Here is a 21,305-nt window from a genome sequence, read left to right on the forward strand (position 1 = left end):
ATTTTTCTAATAGCGGTGCTGGTTTTTCTAAGCTGTTTGTTCTGCTACTGGCGCTTGCTCGTCTAAAGCTTGTTTTTCTGGAGATTGTTTTTCTAAAGCAACCAGCAGTTGCCTTGCTTTCACTTGCTGACCGGATTCAACCAAGAGTTCTGCGATTGTGCCGTCTCGCGGTGCAGTCAGGCTGTGTTCCATTTTCATCGCTTCCAGAATTATCAACGGCTGGCCTTTGGTGACTTGATCGCCTGGCTGAACAAAGGTTTCGATAATCAAACCGTCCATTGAGGCTTTCAAATCATCGCCAGATATCTGATCCTCTGAAGAAACCGGTTTCAGCATGATGTCTTCGAACATCCAGGATTGCCCATCGATCGATAGGTAGAGATGTTTTTCTGGATTGAGTCGACCACGTTGATACAGCTGGTAGGTCAGCGCATAGGTTTTGTCACCCACCACGATTTCACAATGTTCAAGGTCACCCTCTGAACGCTGGGATATCATTTCCACCGCAGCGATTTGTTCATTGATTTGTACGCTGGTTTGGATTTGATGATCGGCATTAATCTCGTGCTGGATTAAGACTCTTTGTTGCCAGTTGTTGTCCGGCCCAACAGCTGCGTGCAGCAGGCAGGGTTTGGCACCCAACGAGGTCGTGCTCCATTCGCTTTGCCCTGACAGCAAGTAAGCAGCAATAGCGGTGACTTCAGCGCTTGGTGTTTCGCTGTCCATGGAAGGGTTGTCAGCAAAGTCCTGATCAATAAACGCAGTGGTGGCTTCACCCAAACGGAAGCAGTCCGTTGAGAGAATCTCAGACAGAAAATAACGGTTGTCTTTCGGCCCGACCAAATGACTGTGATGTAGGCCTTCAATCAAACGGTGTCGTGCTTGTTCGCGGTTATCACCATAGGCAATAAGCTTGGCCAGCATGGAATCATAAAACGGGCTGATGGTTTGGCCTGTTTGAATGCCATCGTCTACGCGGAAACCTTCAAATTCCGCCGGTTGCCACAACACGATGTCGCCGGTTTGAGGGCAGAAATCCTGCGCCGGATCTTCGGCGTAGAGGCGCACTTCAATGGCATGACCGTGTAATTGAATTTCGTCCTGCGTTTTCGGTAAAGGTTCACCAGACGCCACACGTAACTGCCATTCCACCAAGTCCTCTCCGGTAATCAATTCAGTCACCGGATGCTCTACTTGAAGACGCGTATTCATCTCAAGGAAGTAGAAGTTCTCGTCTTTATCCAGAAGAAACTCAACCGTGCCCGCACCCACATAATTACAGGATTTGGCCGCGTTTACAGCGGCTTCACCCATGCGTTGACGCAGTTCTGGCGATACCGCAGGTGAGGGTGCTTCTTCGACCACCTTTTGATGGCGACGCTGAATGGAGCAATCACGCTCACCCAGGTAAACGGTGTTGCCGTCTTGATCAGCGAAGACTTGAATTTCGATATGACGCGGTGCGATCACCGCTTTTTCGATGATGAGTTCATCGCTGCCAAAGGCATTCATGGCTTCGGAACGAGCACCGCGAATGGCTTCTTCTAAGGCATTGGCATCATCCACTAAACGCATACCCCGGCCACCACCACCGGCGGAGGCTTTCAGCATCACGGGTAAACCAATGTCCAAGGCGGCATTTTTTAGGGCTTGGTCGCTTTGATCTTCCCCTTGATAGCCGGGAATACAAGGCACGCCGGAGTCCAGCATGGCCAACTTGGATTGGCGTTTGGAACCCATCAACTCGATGGCAGACGCTGGTGGGCCAACGAAAATAAGGTTGGCTACGTCACAGGCTTTGGCAAAGTTAGAGTTTTCGGATAGGAAACCGTAACCGGGGTGAATGGCGTCGGCACCGGATGTTTTTGCAGCTTCGATGATTTTGTCGATTACCAGATAGCTTTCTGATACCGGAGCAGGACCAATATGAATGGCTTGATCGGCCAGGCTGACATGCGGTGCATCTTGATCCGCTTCCGAATACACAGCAACGGTTTTGATGCCCATTGCCTGGGCTGTTTTAATGACACGACAAGCAATTTCGCCACGGTTAGCGATCAGCAGTTTATTGATGGAAGTGTTTGATGTGGTTTTCATCTCAATCACTCCTGGCCTGCATTGGCTACGGCCGTTTTGGCATCGGCAGCTGCTGTTACATCTTCTACATCTTTGACTTGAACATCACTCCAAGCCGCTGGTCGTTTCTGCATAAAGGCCATAGCGCCTTCACGACCTTCACCATTCAGAACGGCATTGGCAAAGTCCTTAGCTGCTTGATCGAGAATCGAGTTCAGCGCTTCTTCCGAACCACATTCGTTCACTGAGTGCAGTAAGGCTTTCGTTGCTTGGTTAGCTTGTGGGCCGCACTTGAGTACTTGTTTCAGCGCTTTATTCAACTCTTCGTCCCAATTGTCTGAGGCGACTTGTTTGTGAGCGATACCCAGTGAAATGGCTTCGTCGGCTTTGAAACGTTGACTCATTAGTGCCAAACGGCGGGTTTGAGTCAGGCCAATGCGTTTTACTACGAACGGAGCGATTTGAGCAGGAAGAATCCCCAGCGTGGTCTCAGGTAAACCAAACACAGCGGTTTCATCACACAAGGCGTAGTCGGATACGCAAGCCAAACCAAAGCCACCGCCTAACACGGCGCCTTGTAAGGCGCAGATGGTGACTAACGGAAGCTTATCAGCCAATTGAATCATGTGACCAAAGGCACGGTTGAGTTCAGCCAAAGCCGCTACTTTTTGTTCTTGGGTTTCGGCACTGTGAGCGGCTTGCATATCTTTGATGTCGCCACCAGCGCAGAAATTACCACCATTGCCTTTGATTAACAGAATACGATGACTTTTTTGATCGTCTTGTATTTGTGAATCATGTGCGTTCGCAGCGCAGGTGTTCATTACGTCCATCAGTTCGTGAACCATTTTCAAGTTCATGGCGTTCGCCAGCTTCGGACGATTGAGTTGAACTTCCAGGACTGGGCCGCGATCAAGGACGATCAGGGTTTCATAATTTGAGAATGACATTGTTCGACTCCTTTCTTTTTTACTACTTCTTCTTAGAAGGAAGCGTACCCATGAACTTACAGATGATGCCGAGCATGATTTCATCGGCACCGCCGCCAATTGAACCAAGACGGTTATCGCGGTAAGAACGAGCAAGGAAGTTGTCCCACATGAAGCCAATACCGCCCCAGTATTGCAGGCAAGAATCAGAGACTTCACGAGCCAAACGGCCGGATTTCAGTTTCGCCATGGACGCCAGTTTGGTCACGTCTTCGCCGTTGATGTAGCCTTCCACTGCCTGATAGACCAAGGCACGTAGCGCTTCGACTTCCGATTGCAGTTCCGCAAGACGGAAGTGAATCACTTGGTTATTGATCAATGGCTGGCCGAAGGTTTCGCGTTCGCGGCAGTATTCGATGGTTTTCTCGATGCACTTGTCCATGTGACGTAAGCTCATGGCAGCTACGTACAAACGTTCTTCCTGGAACTGCAGCATTTGCATCATGAAGCCCATGCCTTCGCCACCGATACGATAGCGTTGAGGTACACGGACTTCATCCAAGAAAATCTGTGCTGTGTCGGAAGAGCGCATGCCTAGCTTGTCGAGCTTTTCTGAGAAGCTCACGCCCGGCAGGTCTAATGGCACTACAATCATGGATTTGTTTTGATGGACTTTGCCGTCGCTGGTGTTGGCTAACAGGCAAGCGAAGTCGGCTTGAGTGGAGTTGGTAATCCACATTTTGCTGCCAGAAATGACGTAATCATCGCCGTCTTTTTTGGCGGTGGTTTTCAAACCAGCCACGTCCGATCCAGCACCTGTTTCACTCACTGCGATACAAGCCACTTTTTCACCGGCAATGGCTGGTTTTAGGAATTCGTCTTTCAGTTCATCACTACCAAAACGAGCCAGAGCAGGGGTCGCCATGTTGGTTTGAACACCAATGGCCATAGGTACGCCACCACAGTCGATGCCGCCAAACTCTTCAGCAGCCACCATTTCATAGCTATAGTCTAAGCCCATACCACCACAATCTTCTGGCTTACTGATGCCCAACAGGCCAAGGTCGCCCATTTTTTTGAACAGTTCTTTTGCCGGGAAGATGCCTTCTTTTTCCCAGTCATTGACGTGCGGGTTGATCTCGTTCTCGACAAAGTTACGGATGGTTCTTGATAGTTCTTTGTGTTCTTGAGTGAATCGCATTTTATGCTCCTTATTATCTTTGTCGTTAGAAACGGGCAATGCCGAACTGGTTTGCGTTTAAGGTGGTGGATTCGGCTTGCTTGCAGACATCCAGTAGTTCTATCAATAATCGACGCGTGTCACGAGGGTCAATCAGGCCATCGTCCCACAGACGTGCGGTGCCAAAGAGGGCGGTTGAACCGGCTTCCAGCTTTTCAGCGGTGGCTTGTTCGATGGCATCCAGCATCTTTTCGTTAGGCTCCATGCCCATCTTTTTGTGTTTTTCTTCAGTAACGATGCGAAGTACCTTTCCGGCCTGAGCACCACCCATGACGGCGGTTTTGCTGTTCGGCCAGGCGAAGATAAATCTTGGATCAAGGCCTCGACCGCACATGGCGTAATTGCCTGCTCCGTACGAACCACCTACTACAATAGACAACTTAGGGACGCGCGCGTTGGCAACCGCCTGTAGCATTTTTGAACCGTGTTTGATGATGCCGTTGGTTTCAGCATCGGTGCCGACCATGAAACCTGTGGTGTTGTGAATGAAAAGAAGCGGGGTATTGCTCTGATCACACAACTGAATAAATTGCGCGGCTTTGTTTGCACCCTTCGGTGTGATCGGACCGTTGTTGCCAATAATTCCGCAAGCGAAGCCACCAAAGCGGACGAAGCCACAAATGGTCTGTTGATCGAACTGAGGTTTGAACTCCTGAAATTCAGAACCGTCGGCAATTCGAGCTAAGATTTCACGAACGTCGTAGGGCTTTTTAAGATCACATGGCACGACGCCTAACAGTTCGTCAATTGGGTAGATCGGCTCATCGTAATCGGTTTCTGGATGATTAGATCCTGACGTGTTGGTTTGGTTGTCCTTCCAAGGAAGGGACGACATAACTTCACGGGCGATACGAATGCCATCTGCGTCGTTTTCAGCTAAATACTCTGCGGTTCCTGCTTCAAAAGCGTGAAGTTCAGCGCCGCCTAGTTCTTCATCCGTAGCAATTTCACCTGTCGCAGCCTTCAATAACGGCGGGCCAGCGAGGAACATTTTGGCTTGGTTACGCACCACAATCACATAATCAGAAAGCCCAGGCTGATAAGCACCGCCAGCGGTAGCGTTACCGTGAACAACTGTGATTTGCGGAATGCCCGCAGCCGATAAACGGGCTTGGTTAGCAAAGGCTCTGGCACCCGGCACAAATACATCGGTGGCGTAATTGAGGTTGGCACCGCCGGACTCGGCCAGCGTTATTAAAGGCAGGCGATTCTCCAGGGCAATTTGTTGAACGCGAAGGGTTTTTTCCAAACCGGAAGGAGAGATGGTACCCCCCTTGATAGCGCTGTTGTTCAACTGAACGATGCAACGAACACCAGCCACATACCCGATACCTGCAATGAAGCCACCACCGGCGGTGTTGCCTTTCTTATCGTCGTACATCTTGTAGCCTGCAAGGCCGCACAGTTCAACGAACGGACTGTCTTGGTCGAGCAGCAAATTCAGGCGTTCACGCGGGAGTAGCTTTCCTCGCTTTTCAAACTTGGCTCGGGCGCTTTCTTCGTTATCTCGAATGCCTTTTTCGATGTCCCGAAGTTCGGTGATCACTTCCTTAAAGGCTTGGTAGTTATCCTGAAAGCCGGAAGCTTGGTTATCTATTTGGGTTTCTAAAATAGCCATGTTTCTTCCTAACCTTCGTTATGTTGATCGGTTTCGTTTATGAGACGTTTGGGAATGCGAATGGGCATATCCAGTAGCTGTTGAGCCTGGGCTTTGCCTTGAGGATCAGTTCGTAAACTGGCAATGCCGCCACCACCCAGTGCAAAGGTCAGCAAGAAGTTCATGGCATCAATACCCGGCAATGAATAGCGTTTCACTTCACTGCGATCCGACAATACATGTTGCATGTATTCCGACACTTTGGCTTCGGTCAGACTCGCTTGGATAAAAGGCAGAAATTCTGGTTTGCGTGCCATTACGCCGATATTGCAGCTGTCGCCTTTGTCACCACTGCGGGCAACGGCTAATTCAATCAAAGGTACTTCAATGAAGTCTTCGTTCTGATCTAATTCCGGTGGCAGGGTGAAAACGTTTTTCTCTAAATGAATGTCAGATTGTTCAGGAATCTGAATCTCCACTTCAGACGACTCCGCACCCAACTGCCATACAGGTTTGATGTCTGTTTTATCAATCAAAAAGGAAAACAGCTTGATCACAGGACTGACTTTCGGGCGTCCACCGACCAAACCGGTAATTCCCGGTGCCATAGAGGTTGCTGCGGGTGCGATTTCTTTGCCGAATAACCCAAGAGCGCGCTTGTCTTGATGTCGCGCGGCAATTTTTACGACCACTTCGCGCGGACTTTGGATTCGTGCGTGAGCGCCGTAGGTAGTTTCTGTACCGAGGATTTCGATGTCGTAATCGGTGAAATCGTCCCAGCCCAGCATCTTATAAAGGCCAGACACTCGATTCATGATAGCTTGAGATACACGCTTGGCTTTTTTATCGGCGTCGATGCCCGCCATTAAGAAGCTCACTGTGCAGCGGTTACCATCCATATAGGTGGCCGCAACTTTGTATTTGTCGGTAGGAGGATTGCCTTTTGCACCCGTGACTTTAACCAGGTTATTGCCTAAGTCATCGAGTTGCACATTGGAGAAGTCACAACGAACATCTGGCAATAAGTAATCTTGCGGATCACCAATTTCATAGAGCAACTGTTCACCTACCGTGAAGCGGTTGATCAAACCGCCAGTGTGTTCAGGCTTTGATACTTCGAACGCACCATCGGCCTGACATTCAATAATAGGAAAACCCATGTTCTCGTAGCCGGGAACGCTTTCCCAATCGGTGAAGTTACCGCCGGTGCATTGCGTGCCGCATTCGATGATGTGACCAGCCAAAGAACCCTGAGCGAGACGGTCATAGTCTGTTTCTTTCCATCCAAATTCGTGCATTAACGGGCCAAGCACGACAGCGCTATCAACCACTCGGCCTGTAATGACGATGTCAGCTCCTTGCGCTAAGGCTTCTTTAATCGGAGTTGCGCCAAGGTAAGCGTTCATGCTTAAGCAGCGATCGGGCAGTGGCTCACCGGAAAACATTTCAGTGATGTTTTGATCCAGGAATTTAGATTGAACCAAAGTGAGGTTATCACCTTCAATCAACGCCACTTTTAGTGAGAGTCCGGACTTCTCGATGGCTGTCTGAATGGCTTCTGCACAGGCTTTTGGGTTTACACCACCAGCGTTACTGATGACTTTGGTATTTTGTTCTGCCAGCTGAGGAAGAATTCGGGTAAGGGTATCAACAAAGTCGGTTGCGTAGCCTAACTCTGGGTTCTTTATTTGAGCACCCGCCAGAATGGACATGGTTACTTCAGCCAGATAGTCGAATACTAAGTAGTCCAGCTTTCCGCCGCGTACCAGTTGTTGAGCAGCTGCTGCGGTATCGCCCCAAAAGGCGGATGCACATCCTATGCGTATTGTTTTTGGTGAGGTCATGGTTCTGTACCGTCCTCTCTGAGAGGGTTTGTCTAATCTTTCTTTGTGTAATAAATCGTAATGTGCTTACAATACCAAGCAAGCGCTTGGTTTGTAAATAGTGTTTGGTGCCTGTTTGATTTCAATGATCTGATAATGGAATCTCAGGTAAGGCATTACGCCCCATTCTTTGGCGATTATGCGTCGATGTATGGATATAAGCGGTTCGATATAAAATGGATCGATATAAAAAAGACAAAAGCGAAAACAGAAAGATGACCCAACGTAGGGGATGGTGCATAATTCCTTCGCTGGAACAGGAGATGAAGTACGTGTTAGAGAAGTTAGTTGCTGAAGGAACCATTACTGACCCAAAAAGCCCTAAGGGCCGATTGATTCAGGCGGCTGCGCGTTTATTTCGCGATAAAGGCTATGAACGAACGACCGTTCGTGATTTAGCCGCAGAAGTGGGCATTCTCTCTGGAAGTCTGTTCCATCATTTCAAAAACAAAGAACGCATTCTTCGGGCTGTGATGGAAGAAGCGATTCTCCTTAATACCGAATCTATGAAAGCGGCGTTGGCTGAGGCAAGTTCTGCTGAAGAACGTGTGCTGGCACTGATCAAATGCGAGCTTAAATCCATTCTTGGCGATACCGGTGCAGCGATGACGGTGCTTGTCTTTGAATGGCGCAGTCTCAATGAAGACAGCCAAAAAATTATCCTTGAACTTCGCGATATCTATGAACAAATGTGGTTGGATGCGTTGACTGAAGCCAAGGACGAAGGCTTGGTGGTCATTGATCCGTTCATCTTACGTCGATTGTTGACCGGTGCCTTGAGTTGGACAGTCAACTGGTATGACCAGGATGGCGATATGGATCTGGACGAGTTAGCGCGCAATGCGTTGAGTTTGGCGATTAAAAGTTAAGTCCCCCTAGAATTATCCAATTATCTGTTTTCAACAAGGAAGTCGTTGTGAAGTTGGTTTTAAAGGCTCTGATGGTCGGAGCCCTCGGTTTAATGTTAACTGCTTGTATTAAGTCAAATATTGCGCCTGATACTCACCTTAACAGTGTCTCTAAAAAGGGTATCGTAGTTTTATCGATGGATTTTCCACGAGGCCAAACCGGGCCATTCATTTTGAGATTCAAGAACGAAGAAAGTGGTGCGTTTGGAGGCTTAGAAGTCTTAAAAGCTGGGGCTTCTTCCACATGGGAACTTGCGTTCAAGAAATATGACTTCAAAGAAAATGATTTGTACGGTGAGTTAAAAGTCGTTGAATTTGAGCCGGGTGTGTATCGTTTGTCTTCTTGGTCGGTAGGAAAGGTAGAGCCTAATGCTGTAAAAGAATACCGTTTCCATGTGGAAGCAGGGAAAATTACTTATCTAGGGAATGCCTTCTTCAAGCAAAATAACCCGTTTTCGAGATCGGAAGCTAACGCTCCTCTGGCGATCACTATTCACACCGATAAATCCGAGCGTGATATCAAAGCGCTTTCTGGTTTGTATCCCAATCTGGATCTTAATCATCTAATTAATCTGGCTCCTAAGAATGCTGAAACTGGCTTTTTCAAACCAGAACAAGATATAGAAATAACCATCCCTGTGATTAATGCTATCGTCAATTAATCAGGTTTACTTTGAGCGCTTAAATCCCATCTTTTAAGCGCGTTCCTGCCATTATCTGGCGCAGAGCACTTTGTTAGGTTATTAGTTAAATAATAAGACCTTATAGAGCGTTCTCATTTCATGAATTTTGATCTCTCCGATACGCAATTGATGATTCAGCAAACGGCCAAGAAATTTGCTGAATCTGAACTCTTTCCTGTGGCTTCTGAAATTGAAGATAAAGCCCAACGCCCCTTGTTTCTGGCGAACCTGAAAAAGTTGGCTGAACTGGGCTTTATGGGCTTAAACATTGAAAGCCAATACGGTGGTACAGAAGCAGGCACGATCGCCTTTAGCCTAGCCATGACCGAGATCGCAAAGGGCTGTGCTTCAACGGCTGTGACCATGTCGGTGAACAATATGGTGGCGGAGGTGATTCAGTCCATTGGGTTGGAAGCGCAAAAGCAGCGTTATCTTCCCAAGATCTGCAGTGGGGAGTTTTCTGCTGGTGCGTTTTGTTTAACCGAAGCGGGGGCAGGCTCTGATCCTGCTGGTATGGCCACCAAAGCTGTTTTCATCAAGAAGGAGGGTGGAAGCGGTAAATGGTTGATTAATGGCACCAAACTCTACATAACCAGCGCGGCCTATGCTGGTGTGTTTGTGGTGTGGGCTGTGACGGACTCTCAAGCACCGAAAGGAAAGGGGATCACCTGTTTTCTCGTGGATGCAGATAACTCGGGTGTCAGCATCAGTAAAGAAGAACAAAAAATGGGGCAATTAGCCTCTGCTACCAATGAAGTGGTGTTTACCGATTGCGAAGTGGATGAATCCGCTATTTTGGGTGAGATTAATCAAGGCTTCAAAATCGCCGTGTCTGAATTGGCGGGTGGTCGGATTGGCATCGGTTCGTTAGCGCTTGGTTTAGGTGAGAAAGCGATTGAACTGGCAGTGGAGCATGTCAAAGAACGACAACAGTTTGGTCAGAGCATTGCCGATTTCCAAGGCGTCCAGTGGATGTTGGCGGAAGCCAAAACCGATATGGAAGCCGCTCGATTGCTGCTCTTGAAGGCAGCGTTTGAGAAGGAACAAGGTCGTCCGTTTGGGCCGCAAGCGTCGATGGCGAAATGGTTTGCTACCGAAAAAGCCAATAAAGCGTGTTACACCTCCCAGCAACTGTTCGGTGGGCAAGGGTATTTGAAAGACTCACCAATTGAACGTTTGGTACGAGATGTCCGGGTTACCAGTATTTATGAAGGCACCAGTGAGATCCAAAAAGTCATTATCAGTCGTGATTTGTTGAGTTAATGGATTAAGAACTCGGATTGTTTTTAAAGAAGAATCCTTCGTCTTGAGCTTTACTTTGAATATCACTGTTTGATTATTGAAAAGTATCCAAGGTGCTTATGAAGGATTCTGCTTTCCATCAATGGCTGTATCAATACGATCCCTCGGATAAGGCACCGGATGCCTTGCTGGAACGTTTCATGTCGGGCGTTAACGAGTTGGGGATTGATGTCTATCGTGCCAGTATGTGGCTCCCAACCTCTCACCCTGAACTCTGGGGAACTCAACTCGTGTGGTGTCGTGGGCAGCCGGTTCAGGAATTTCGTCGCGGTCATGATATTACTGATACTCCTATCTATCTGAACACGCCGGGCGAAGCCGTTCACAAAGAGCGCCAGCCATTACGCTGGCAATTAACAGGTGAAGATCCTCTGCCTTATCCTTTACTGGACGACGTTAAACAAGAAGGGGGAACGGACTATCTGATTGTGCCGTTTCACACCGATCATGAAAAAGAGCAACCCTGGATTACCTTTGCGACGAAAAGAGAAAGCGGCTTTTCTCGATTAGAACTCAGCACACTGAAAGAGCTGTGCGAACCGCTCAGCTGGAAAGCTCGTGTCACTATGGCTGAAATGGCCACTAAGTCATTACTCAGTGTCTATTTGGGGGAAAACGCATCGAACCGAGTCATGAATGGGCAGTTTAAGCGGGGAACTGGAGAAGCGATTGATGCGGTGATTTGGTTTTGCGATCTCAGGGGCTTTACCTCACTCGGGGATACTTTACCTTGTACAGAATTGGTGGCGTTGCTAGATCATTACTTCGAATGTGTGTCTGAGCCGATTGAAGCTGCCGGTGGAGAAATTCTTAAATTCATTGGTGATGCCATCCTGGCGATTTTTCCTTTGTCATCAGGTGCAAGCGAAGCACATAAACAGACGGTTTGCCTGAATGCGTTGGCTGCTGCTGAAGAGGCTTTGGCGAATGTGGCCTCTAAATCATGGTGTGGTCATACGAAGGAAGCGCTGACCTTAAGTGCCGGTATTGCGTTGCATATTGGAACCGTCACCTATGGCAACATCGGAGGCAGTTCGCGTCTGGACTTTACCGTAATTGGCGCAGCGGTGAATGAAGCCGCAAGGGTAGAGGCGTTGTGTAAGGATTATGCCCCACTTTTGGCAACGGAAGCCTTCCAATCCCATTTACCCAAAGACCGAATGTCGCTTGTTGGCGATGTTTCCCTAAGAGGCGTCAGTAAGTCACTTCGTCTTTATACTTTGCCCAGTTGTGCTGATTGATTTGTCGTAGGTTTGATTACTATTTGACAAAACAATGCATATGCATGTTTAATGAATAAAGAAACTAACTTTGAGGTGTCGGCATGGACGAATGTTTAAATTTATCGCTTAGAAAAGCCAGTCGTGTCATGACTCAGATTTACGATGACTATCTATCATCGGTGGGGCTAAGGGTAGGGCAGTTTTCAATCTTGAGGGCGACTCATTTTACTCAGCCGACCACTAACAGCGCTTTACAGGAGGTGCTCGTACTTGATCAAACAACGTTAACCCGAAACTTAAAACCCTTGATCAGAGACGGTTACATTACCGTTCGACCCAGCGATGAAGATAAACGCCTAAAAGAGTTGTCCCTTTCAAATGAAGGCGAGACTCTATATCAACAGGCGTTACCTGTCTGGCAAGAAGCTCAGGATAAAATCACATTGGAACTGGGCGATTCCTGCGTAGCAAGTTTGCTGGCAGTCAGTGATGCGGTTGTCGGCATCAAATAAATCAAAATTTTGAGTATAAGTATGTATATGCATTTATTTTGTATGGTTCCTTAATCTAGAGGGTTCCTTAATTTAGGTGGTTGTGACCTTGTTAAATACATGTATATGCATTAAATAATAAAGAGGTGAATCTCATGAAAACCACAAGCTCGAAGGGGATAGAAACGTTGTTTAGCGTTCTTGTCCGCTACCCAAAAACCGCTGTTTTGCTCAGTTTGATGCTAATGGTGGCAACGTTAAGTCAAATTCCCAAACTCTATAAAGACACAAGGTCGGATGCTTTTCTGGCCGATGATAATCCTGCGTTGTTGTATCGCAATAAAGTAAAAGAGCAGTTTGGCTTGGCGGACCCGATTGTAATAGCGGTTGTGAATGAAGGGCGACAAGGGATATTTGAGCCTGCGACGCTCAAGGCGATCGAGCAAATGACCGATGCCATTATTGAACTGGAAAACATTGATTCGGATCGGGTGGTGAGTCTATCCACCGAAAACAACATCACCGGGACAGAGGATGGCATGGATGTCACGCCGTTCTTTGATCCGTACCCAGCGACACAGATTGATGCTGATCGTATGCGATCGGCGGTGAACGACTTCCCATTGTATCTCGGTACGTTAGTGTCTGAATCCGGCAAAGCGACCATGATAGTGGCCGAAGTGCTGGATGAAACCCAGGTGGAAGCGACTTATCAGCAGGTATTGGAGGTGGCGACCAATGCGGCTGAGAGTGATGCGCTGCCTGATGGGGTAACCGTCTATGTTGCGGGGGAAGGGGCCATTGCCGGGTTCATGGGCAGTTACATTGATGCCGATGCATCTCGTTTGAATCCTTTGGCCGGACTGGTGATTACTATCATGATTGGTCTGGCATTTCGACGCGTCAGCCCTGCGATTTTGGGTAATGTAATCATTGCGGCCTCGGTGTTGATGACCCTATCGATCATGGCCGCCAGCGATGTTGCCTTCTTTGTGATCACTAATGCCTTACCGGTGATCTTGATTGGTATCTCAGTGGCTGATGCTATTCATATTTACAGTCATTATTTTGAATTACAGGCTGCGAATCCTGAAGAAGATCGACGAGCCTTGGTGGTGAAAACCATGATGGAGATCTGGCGTCCGATCACCTTAACCTCACTGACCACGATTGCTGGTTTCTTAGGCTTATACTTCGCGGCCTATATGCCACCGTTCAAATACTTCGGTCTGTTTACGGCGGTCGGTGTCGGTGTCGCATGGATTTACTCGTTGATCTTCCTTCCGGCTGCGATTGCCATTGTCAAACCTTCGGCCAGTGCCCAGTTTGTTGCGTTACATAAATCAGGCAAGCACGATTTGTTTTCTCGTGTGATGGTCGTCGTTGGCCGTATCAGTCTGGCAAAACCTGCAATTACCGTTGCCCTGGGGGCTGTGATTGTGTTGGCCGGTGTAAAGGCTGCAACAGAATTGACGGTCGATGAAAACCGCATTGACGCCTTTAATCATTCAGAACCCATTTATCAGGCAGATCAGGTAATTAATCGTTTCTTTGATGGCACCAACAACATTGATGTTGTGTTTGAAACGAATGAGAACGAGGGATTGTTCAAGCCTGAAAGCTTAAAGGCGATGGACGCCTTCCAGCAATATGCATTGTCGTTACCCAACGTTGAGGGGGCAACGTCGATTGTTGATTACCTGAAGCAAATGAACCGTTCTTTGAACGAAGGTCGGGCGAGTGAATATCGCTTACCAGACACCAAGGAACTTGCTGCTCAGTATTTCCTGATTTATTCCGCGTCGGCAGAGCCCACCGACTTTGAGGAAGAAGTTGATTACGATTACCGCTTGGCAAACGTCAGACTGACAGTGAATCACGGTGCCTTTACCACCACCAAACCTGTGGTGGAAGCTCTTCAACAGTACATTGATCAACACCTGGCGTCCGATGAGTTGAAAGCAACGCTCAGTGGGCGAGTGTCTCTCAATTACCACTGGATTAAAGATCTGGGCCAAAGCCACTTTACCGGACTGTTTATTTCTTTGTTGCTGGTGTGGTTGGTGTCGTCTCTGTTGTTTAGATCCGTCTTGGCTGGCTTCTATACCTTGATACCCGTGGGTGGTTCGATTCTGCTGGTGTATTCAACCATGGTGTTGATGGACATAAATCTTGGCATCGGTACGTCGATGTTTGCGTCGGTGGCGATTGGTTTGGGCGTGGACTTTGCCATTCACACTATCGATCGTCTACGGAGTCTCTATCAACTTCATCATCAGGATTTGGATAAAGCTTTAATCGCCTTGTATCCATCCACGGGCCGAGCGTTGTTCTTTAACTTCCTGGCCATTGCCTGCGGCTTTGGCGTGCTGATTTCCAGCAAAGTGGTGCCATTGAATAACTTCGGAACCATTGTAGTGATTGCCGTGACCACTAGCTTTATTGCCAGCATGACCTTCCTACCTGCGTTAATTAAATTGGTTCGTCCGAGCTTTATCACAGGTAAAGAGAGCACCGGTAAAGAGAGCACCGGTAAAGAACATACAGGTAAAGAGAACGCAGGTGAAAAACATTCAGATAATGAACAAGCCGCTGACACCGGATTGGCGACAGGCGTGGTCAGGAGTTTAGGTTTTGCCGTGTTGACGGCGGGCGCGTTGAGTCTGTTCAGCGTCGAGAAAACTTGGGCACAGGATGAGAACGCGATAGACACTCAGACCATTGTCGATCGAGTGAACGCCGTTGATGAGGGTGAGCATCAAATCCGCAATATGGATATGAAGTTGATTGATCGCAAAGGAAAAGTGCGGGAGCGCAATACTCAATCTTTCCGCAAATATTTTGGTGACGAAAAGAAAACGGTGCTGTTTTATCGCTCGCCAACGAACGTGAAAGGCACTTCGTTCTTAACCTTTGACTACCCAAACCCGGATGTGGACGACGATCAGTGGTTGTATCTTCCTGCCTTGAGAAAAGTCCGTCGTATTTCAGCGTCTGATCGTGGGGATTATTTCCTCGGGACGGATTTCACTTACGAAGACATCAAACAGGAAGGCAAGCTTGAGGAAACGGATTACAACTACACCTTGTTGGGCGAAGCCGTTATCAAGGACAAATACCTCGGAGATCGAGCCGCTTACCACATGGAAGGAACCCCCAAAACTACAGACATTGCCCGAGAACTGGGTTATGGCAGAACGGAATTTTGGGTGGATGCTGAGTTCTGGGTGGTCCTCAAGGCGGAGTATTGGGGCATTAAAGGTAAGCCTTTGAAAAGCCTTGAAGTTACCGACATTCGCTTGGTGGATGGTTACGTAACCCGCCATGAGATGAACGTCGACAATCATAAAACAGGACACCGAACCGAATTCACCTTCAGTCAGGTGGACTACCAAACACAAGTGAAAGACAACCTTTTCACCAAGCGATCCATGATACGAGGTAAGTAAGATGAGAGCTTATGGTTATCTCTTAGGCGTCTCTCTGTCTTGCTCACTTCCTACTTCGGCCGTTATGGCCGAGGTGGAAGGGGAGTGGTCGTCTTTGCTGGAACAACAATGGGCGGTGGACACACATGGTCACGCGCAAAAGTTGGAGACCCGGATACAGCCACAGTGGGCTGGTCATTTGACCGAGTCCCTTGAACTGACGGCCATCGGTCGTTTTCGCGCGGATGTGTACGATCACATTTCACCTTCTGTGCATACGCCGGAAAACTACAGCGAGCTTTCGATGCCTTGGTATAACTCAGAGCATGCGGAATTTCAGTTGCGGGAATTTTATCTGGATACGGAATTTCTCAAGGGCTTTTGGCGCATTGGTAAGCAACAAGTGGTCTGGGGGCAGGCCGATGGGATCAAACTGCTGGATGTGGTGAATCCGCAAAGCTATCGTGAGTTCATACTGGAAGATTATGAAGATTCCCGTATTCCGTTATGGACGGTGAATTATGAGGTTGGTCTGACGGACGATTCCAGTCTGCAATTGCTGTGGATACCCGATCTCACCTTTAATGAGCTGGCCGAACGGGATAAAGCCTTTGCCTTCTCCTCAGCGGAAATCATTCCGAAAGCCTCTGGTAATGTGAAGGTACGATTACTATCGACGGATAAACCTAATGATGGGTTCAGTGATGGATTCAGTGATGGATTTAGTGATGGTGAGTGGGGCGTGAAATACAGCCTCTTTGCGGGTGGTTGGGATTTAACGGCGAATTATCTGTATCACTATCAAGATAACCCGGTGCTTTACCAAAACGTGGTGGGTATAACGCCTACCGAGGTAACGGTGGAGGTTACGCCAACATATGAGCGAAATCACTTGCTGGGCGCAACCGCCTCTAATGCCTTTGGTGAGGTTACCGTTCGCACCGAAGTAGGTTACAACTCTGATACCTTTCATGTAGCGGATGACGCAAATTCTTTAAGTTCAGATTCGCGAGGAATTAAGAAAAGTGCCGAATTAGCTTATGTGGTGGGGTTGGATTATCAGGGAATCAGTGACGTCTTTTTGAGTGCCCAGTGGTTTCAAAGCCATTTATTACAGCATGATCAAAGTATGGTTCGCCGGGAAACCAAAAATACCGTGACCTTCCTTTATCGGCATAATTTTGAGAACGAAACCTGGGAATTGGAAGTGCTGGACATTCATGCCGTTGAGCAGGATGACGGTGTTGTTCAAACCAAGGTGAGTCATATGCTTGAAAGTAATCTGGAACTTTGGATGGGGCTGGATGTGTTTTATGGAGATACCGACGGTCTGTATGGTCAGTTTGATCACAATGATCGATGGGTCTTTGGCGTCGAGTGGGGGATCTGATTTGATATAGCGAGACTGTATTTAACTGTATCAAACTGTGGGAGGCCAATGTGCCTGATCCAGACACGAAATGGCCTCCACACTCTTCTCATTCTATTTTGTCTTTTCTATTCTGTTTAGCGCTTTCTAAATAGTTACTGAACCCTGTTTAGATAGGTATCGATTACGCTGCACACGTTGGCGGTACTGCCACCATTGCAAAGTGCTTTCATAGCATCGTCTGCTTCGCCAATATCAGCAACCCAGCGACCGCTATTTTTTGAGTAGTTAATCCAAACGTCTTCCTGGCTAAGACCCTGTGCTGAAATTGCGTTCACAAGTGCATCCCTTTCAACTTTATTGCGTGGTGTCGCGAAGTAGTATTCGTCCGCCCCGTCACTTAGGCATTGTGCCTCAGCATTGGCAAAGCTAGTTGGAATGCTCGTGATGATGTAATCGTTGTAGGCTCGGGTTCCGTTGGAATCGGTGACCAAGCGACGGCAAGCGGCGTATTTGGTATCGCTGCAACTGGCGTCTCGGAAACGTTGAGTGGTTGGGGAAAGGAATGCACAGTTGCCTGAACCGTCTGGTTCGTAGGTGCCATTGCCATCGCTGTCATTGAAATCCCAGGTCCATACCATGTCTGCGGCGGCAATAGGATATTCACCACTGCTTTTCCAGTCGCTGCCGGTCGCACTGTAGCCATAGACTTCAAAAATGTTTAAACCCGCACTTAAAAATCCATCGACCGTTGATGGTTTTAACTTGGGTTTGTTTGAATCGTTCGTGCCTTTGGTGGTGGCGTCTTTGGTCCTATGAAGTGTGGTTTGTGCTGTGCCGTAAGTATCGAGCTTGTCAGGAGCGTTTACATCTTCAACCCCATTGGCAGCGTAAAAGACGTAATCATTAAAGGTGGTTTTGTCTTTACACTTGTTGTTGCTCCAGAAAATTACATTCTTTCCTGAGGCAACGACTTTGCTTTTGGTTAGGGTGTTCACTGGAAGCTTTGTACAACCATTGCTGCCATAGTCGCCATGGCTGGTTACACCTGAGTCGGTACTAAGAGTATGGCTGGCAATGTAACTAACGATTTCGTCATCAATTTTTCCGGCTTTGTCGTCAACATCGTCAATATGAATCAAGACCACTTGATCCGGGTTAGCATTTGCCCAGTTGGCTAAATCCTTGAGGTAAGCTCTGAAACGACGTTGACCAGTGAAGTTCTCAACACAAGGCGACCAGGATAGATTGTTATGACACATACGCACTTTATCGCTGGACCAATGCAGATCCAGCCCGATGGAGCGAATGCCTCGGTTCTGTTGATCAATGATGCCTCGTGCCTGGTTTAATGCATCATTGATGTAATCATCATCAGTGTTGTTGGCGAAGGAGTTGTGGGTACCGGGAAAAGTGGCTTCGGCCAACGGTGCATCGTGGTCGATGCTGTTTTGAATGGCGAGGGCGCGTTCACCCCAGCTTTCTTGGGTTTCTGCCCAAAGTGTTAATGGAAAGGTTGTGATGACTGTTGCGGTGATCGCAACTAGCTTGGTCTTGAATGACATAGGTTGCATCCTCTGGGTGTTGTTATTTTTATTCTTCTCATCAGTCTTCTGATGTCCTCGTATCATGTGCTTCAATCTTTACATTGACAAGATTTGGGGCGCGGTAAAGGTCATGGATTTCTGCGCGTGGGTTCATATCGCCTAAAAATTTCATAAACAAAGGTATCTGGCCAATTTCAACCTTGAGATTTTTTTCGGGGTGTTTTCCTCTATTCCTATAACAATAAAAACATTGGAGGGTAGAGGATGAATTCCTTTTATAAGACTCAAATCAAGAGGAGTAGTGATCCATTAGTGGTTAGACACGTCACTGTTGCTGGTGATCAGATCTATCCCAGTTTTGAGTTGAGGATCATGCTTCGTCACTTAAAGACTTTAGGGCTGTCGGATTGGAACGAGCAATTGCTCGATAGGATTCAGTTAACTTCAAATGACCTTAATGCTTCTTTTATCAGTGCTTGTCAGGCGAAACAGGCTTTGGAGCATTTTGTTAATGATCTTTATCAGTCAGGGTTGGGCTGTGATATTGCGGCAAAGTACACCTGTGCCGAATTAGGGTCGATTGGTCGCTGTCTGACTCACTGCGGTACTTTGGGGGAAGCACTCGATATTACTGTGGATTACTACCAGTTGCTAGGCAGTTTTACGGACATTACTAATGTGCTTGGCGATGGAGTTTTAACGAATCGGCTAGTGAACGTAGCGAATTTACCAAGTCGTATCCTACAGTTTTTATTCGAACTCACGGTAAAAGGGCTCATTACCATTGGTGAGGAGTTGTCGGGGCGGCAGATTCCCATTCGTGAAGTACGCTTTCAGGCGGACTTAACGGTTGAAGAAATAGCACTCTATCAACAGAAATTTGGTTGTTTAGTAAAAGGGAATCAACGGTTTGATGAGTGGGATCTCGATCTCTCGTTTGGCTCCTACTTAATCCCGACCTCGTCCCACAATAACTCTGATCTCTTAATCAAAGATCTGGAAATTCTGGAAGCAGAGTTAAGCAGTCATAAAGGGCTGGTGGATGACATTGATGAGATCTTATCGTGTTCCACCGGCGACTATCCTGATCCGGACATGATCGCTCATGCACTGGGGGTGAGTGGGCGAACTCTTAGACGGCGACTGAAAGAACTTGGCACCAGCTACAGTGCATTGATGAACAAGGTACGTTGTCAGGCGGCGATTAAACTGATTTTGCAAAGTAATTTAACCAACGAGCAAATTGCTGACAGGTTGGGCTTTTCGGATTCGGCCAATTTCCAACATGCCTTTAAGAAATGGACTGGAAAAACGCCTTCGTTTTATAGACGGTAGGGAACCGAGCGTGGATTTGCTATCTTTCCTACAACGTAAATGAATTTATGATGAGTGCTCAAAAATGATCAAGCAAGGAATCGCGCTACTAACCATTGCTTTTATATGCGTTGGTTGTAATTCAAAAGGAACGTACGAAAGCATTCAGGAAAGCAACCGCATTGAATGTGAAAGACTCCCTCAAACCGAATACGAACAGTGCATGGACAGTCTAAAAAAGTCTTATGAGGAATATGAGAGAGAACGACAAGAAGCCATGAGTAATTAAACTGCCTTAATAAATTTAGATCTCATTTATACAAATCACTACAGTTCTTTATACGCAGGAGCTTGATTGACGGTGGCGATTCCTGGATCCTCTCTCTTTTTTAGTTGGGGATGACCAGTGATTAACGCATTTCGTGCCGTCAGTTTTCTTGAAGGGCTGTCTTACTTATTGATTTTGAGTGTTTCCTTGGGCTTCATTAGCCGAGAGTTTGTGTTTTATCTTGGTATGACCCACGGTGTTCTCTTTTTGCTGTATTTGGTCTTCTCTCTAACGGTTGCACAGGAACAGCAATGGTCTGTGGTGATTTGGTTAGCAATGTTTTTGGCCTCCATTGTTCCTTTTGCCTTTGTTTTGGCCGAGCTGTTCTTGAAGAAGGCTCAAGACACTATTTCTGAATCCGGGGCGGAATCCGAGTCTGAACCTGAACTCAGCTAAGAATCATCGAAGCCCGCATATGCGGGCTTTGTTTTTTTAGGCATTAATGCTTTGTTATCAATTTTGTCAGTAGGCGACTTTAGTTTAATAATTTGACGTGGACGGTATCGTTTTCTCCGTTATATTTATACTTACAATGTAAATCGTATGGAGAGGGTTTATGATCATTTTACTACTAGGAAGTTGTCTGCTTATCCTTGGTGTTTTGTCTATTCGTTTCCCAGACATTAGCAAAGCATTGTCAAACTATGATTCGGTGCAGTGGCATCGCCTCGGGTCTCCCGCCGGTTATTCTTTCTCTGATTTAGGTAATACTCTTAGCCTCTACAGTTGGCTATTGAATGAAGGTTATAACACCTGTGAGAGCCAAGAGGTTAAGTCGCTTTGTATTGAAGCTCACAAGAAGGCTGTTATGGCAAAATATCTGATGCAAGTTGGAGTAGTGCTTCTTGTTGTTGGTTCCGGTTTGGCATTGGCAGGTTATTAGAGTAAGTCTGCTTAAATAAAGCGCGTTCTAGGGAACCTCTGAATAAGTCCCTCGCTGGGGATCTCTAATGAACATTTATCAATAATAATCACTTTATAAAGTAA

General features: G+C 47.3%; 16 protein-coding genes. 10 read left to right on the forward strand and 6 right to left on the reverse strand.

Annotated elements, in window-relative coordinates:
* Positions 1 to 27: 27 nt before the first annotated feature.
* The 5 genes from QQL66_RS03295 to QQL66_RS03315 are packed head-to-tail and all read right to left on the reverse strand — an operon-like array spanning position 28 to position 7,686.
* The gene (locus QQL66_RS03295) at positions 28 to 2,097 is read right to left on the reverse strand and encodes an acetyl-CoA carboxylase biotin carboxylase subunit (protein ID WP_284378727.1); all 2,070 of its coding nucleotides are present in this window, start codon (positions 2,095 to 2,097) and stop codon (positions 28 to 30) included.
* 5 nt (positions 2,098 to 2,102) lie between these two features.
* Entirely contained in the window at positions 2,103 to 3,026 is a 924-nt protein-coding gene (locus QQL66_RS03300) for an enoyl-CoA hydratase/isomerase family protein (protein ID WP_284378728.1), read from the reverse strand.
* 22 nt (positions 3,027 to 3,048) lie between these two features.
* Positions 3,049 to 4,206, reverse strand: a complete 1,158-nt coding sequence (locus QQL66_RS03305) for an acyl-CoA dehydrogenase family protein (RefSeq protein WP_284378729.1) — start codon at positions 4,204 to 4,206, stop codon at positions 3,049 to 3,051.
* A gap of 25 nt (positions 4,207 to 4,231) precedes the next feature.
* Positions 4,232 to 5,863, reverse strand: a complete 1,632-nt coding sequence (locus QQL66_RS03310) for an acyl-CoA carboxylase subunit beta (protein ID WP_284378730.1) — start codon at positions 5,861 to 5,863, stop codon at positions 4,232 to 4,234.
* Between the two features lie 8 nt (positions 5,864 to 5,871).
* Entirely contained in the window at positions 5,872 to 7,686 is a 1,815-nt protein-coding gene (locus QQL66_RS03315) for an acyclic terpene utilization AtuA family protein (RefSeq protein WP_284378731.1), read from the reverse strand.
* 302 nt (positions 7,687 to 7,988) lie between these two features.
* On the opposite strand from QQL66_RS03315, the gene QQL66_RS03320 reads away from it, so the two are divergent.
* The 7 genes from QQL66_RS03320 (at position 7,989) to QQL66_RS03350 (ending at position 17,150) form a co-directional block, all read left to right on the forward strand.
* A complete protein-coding gene (locus QQL66_RS03320) occupies positions 7,989 to 8,594 on the forward strand; it encodes a TetR/AcrR family transcriptional regulator (RefSeq protein ID WP_284378732.1) in 606 nt (201 codons plus the stop codon).
* A 47-nt stretch (positions 8,595 to 8,641) separates the two neighbouring features.
* Positions 8,642 to 9,295 carry a hypothetical protein gene (locus QQL66_RS03325; RefSeq protein WP_284378733.1) on the forward strand — a complete coding sequence of 218 codons (654 nt, stop codon included), beginning with the start codon at positions 8,642 to 8,644 and terminating at the stop codon, positions 9,293 to 9,295.
* 120 nt (positions 9,296 to 9,415) lie between these two features.
* On the forward strand, positions 9,416 to 10,579 hold the full coding sequence (locus QQL66_RS03330; RefSeq protein ID WP_284378734.1) for an acyl-CoA dehydrogenase family protein: 1,164 nt from the start codon (positions 9,416 to 9,418) through the stop codon (positions 10,577 to 10,579).
* A gap of 98 nt (positions 10,580 to 10,677) precedes the next feature.
* Positions 10,678 to 11,859, forward strand: a complete 1,182-nt coding sequence (locus tag QQL66_RS03335; RefSeq protein WP_284378735.1) for an adenylate/guanylate cyclase domain-containing protein — start codon at positions 10,678 to 10,680, stop codon at positions 11,857 to 11,859.
* Between the two features lie 83 nt (positions 11,860 to 11,942).
* Complete coding sequence (locus QQL66_RS03340) at positions 11,943 to 12,353, forward strand: MarR family winged helix-turn-helix transcriptional regulator (protein WP_284378737.1); 411 nt, start codon at positions 11,943 to 11,945, stop codon at positions 12,351 to 12,353.
* A 134-nt stretch (positions 12,354 to 12,487) separates the two neighbouring features.
* Positions 12,488 to 15,781: an outer membrane lipoprotein-sorting protein gene (locus QQL66_RS03345; RefSeq protein WP_284378740.1), complete on the forward strand. Its 3,294-nt coding sequence runs from the start codon at positions 12,488 to 12,490 to the stop codon at positions 15,779 to 15,781.
* A 1-nt stretch (position 15,782) separates the two neighbouring features.
* On the forward strand, positions 15,783 to 17,150 hold the full coding sequence (locus tag QQL66_RS03350; RefSeq protein ID WP_284378742.1) for a DUF1302 family protein: 1,368 nt from the start codon (positions 15,783 to 15,785) through the stop codon (positions 17,148 to 17,150).
* A gap of 134 nt (positions 17,151 to 17,284) precedes the next feature.
* Here QQL66_RS03350 and QQL66_RS03355 read toward each other — a convergent pair whose 3' ends face one another.
* Positions 17,285 to 18,694: a phosphoinositide-specific phospholipase C-related protein gene (locus tag QQL66_RS03355; protein WP_284378743.1), complete on the reverse strand. Its 1,410-nt coding sequence runs from the start codon at positions 18,692 to 18,694 to the stop codon at positions 17,285 to 17,287.
* 246 nt (positions 18,695 to 18,940) lie between these two features.
* Here QQL66_RS03355 and QQL66_RS03360 point away from each other — a divergent pair, with 246 nt between their 5' ends.
* The 3 genes from QQL66_RS03360 (at position 18,941) to QQL66_RS03370 (ending at position 21,201) form a co-directional block, all read left to right on the forward strand.
* Positions 18,941 to 20,011: an AraC family transcriptional regulator gene (locus tag QQL66_RS03360; protein WP_284378745.1), complete on the forward strand. Its 1,071-nt coding sequence runs from the start codon at positions 18,941 to 18,943 to the stop codon at positions 20,009 to 20,011.
* Between the two features lie 385 nt (positions 20,012 to 20,396).
* Positions 20,397 to 20,714 (forward strand): DUF3817 domain-containing protein, encoded by a 318-nt coding sequence (locus QQL66_RS03365; RefSeq protein WP_284378747.1) that lies wholly within the window; start codon positions 20,397 to 20,399, stop codon positions 20,712 to 20,714.
* Positions 20,715 to 20,874: 160 nt separating this feature from the next.
* Positions 20,875 to 21,201 carry a hypothetical protein gene (locus QQL66_RS03370; RefSeq protein ID WP_284378748.1) on the forward strand — a complete coding sequence of 109 codons (327 nt, stop codon included), beginning with the start codon at positions 20,875 to 20,877 and terminating at the stop codon, positions 21,199 to 21,201.
* The last annotated feature ends 104 nt before the right edge of the window (positions 21,202 to 21,305 follow it).

It is taken from the genome of Litoribrevibacter albus (genome assembly GCF_030159995.1).
GTDB lineage: Bacteria > Pseudomonadota > Gammaproteobacteria > Pseudomonadales > Litoribrevibacteraceae > Litoribrevibacter > Litoribrevibacter albus.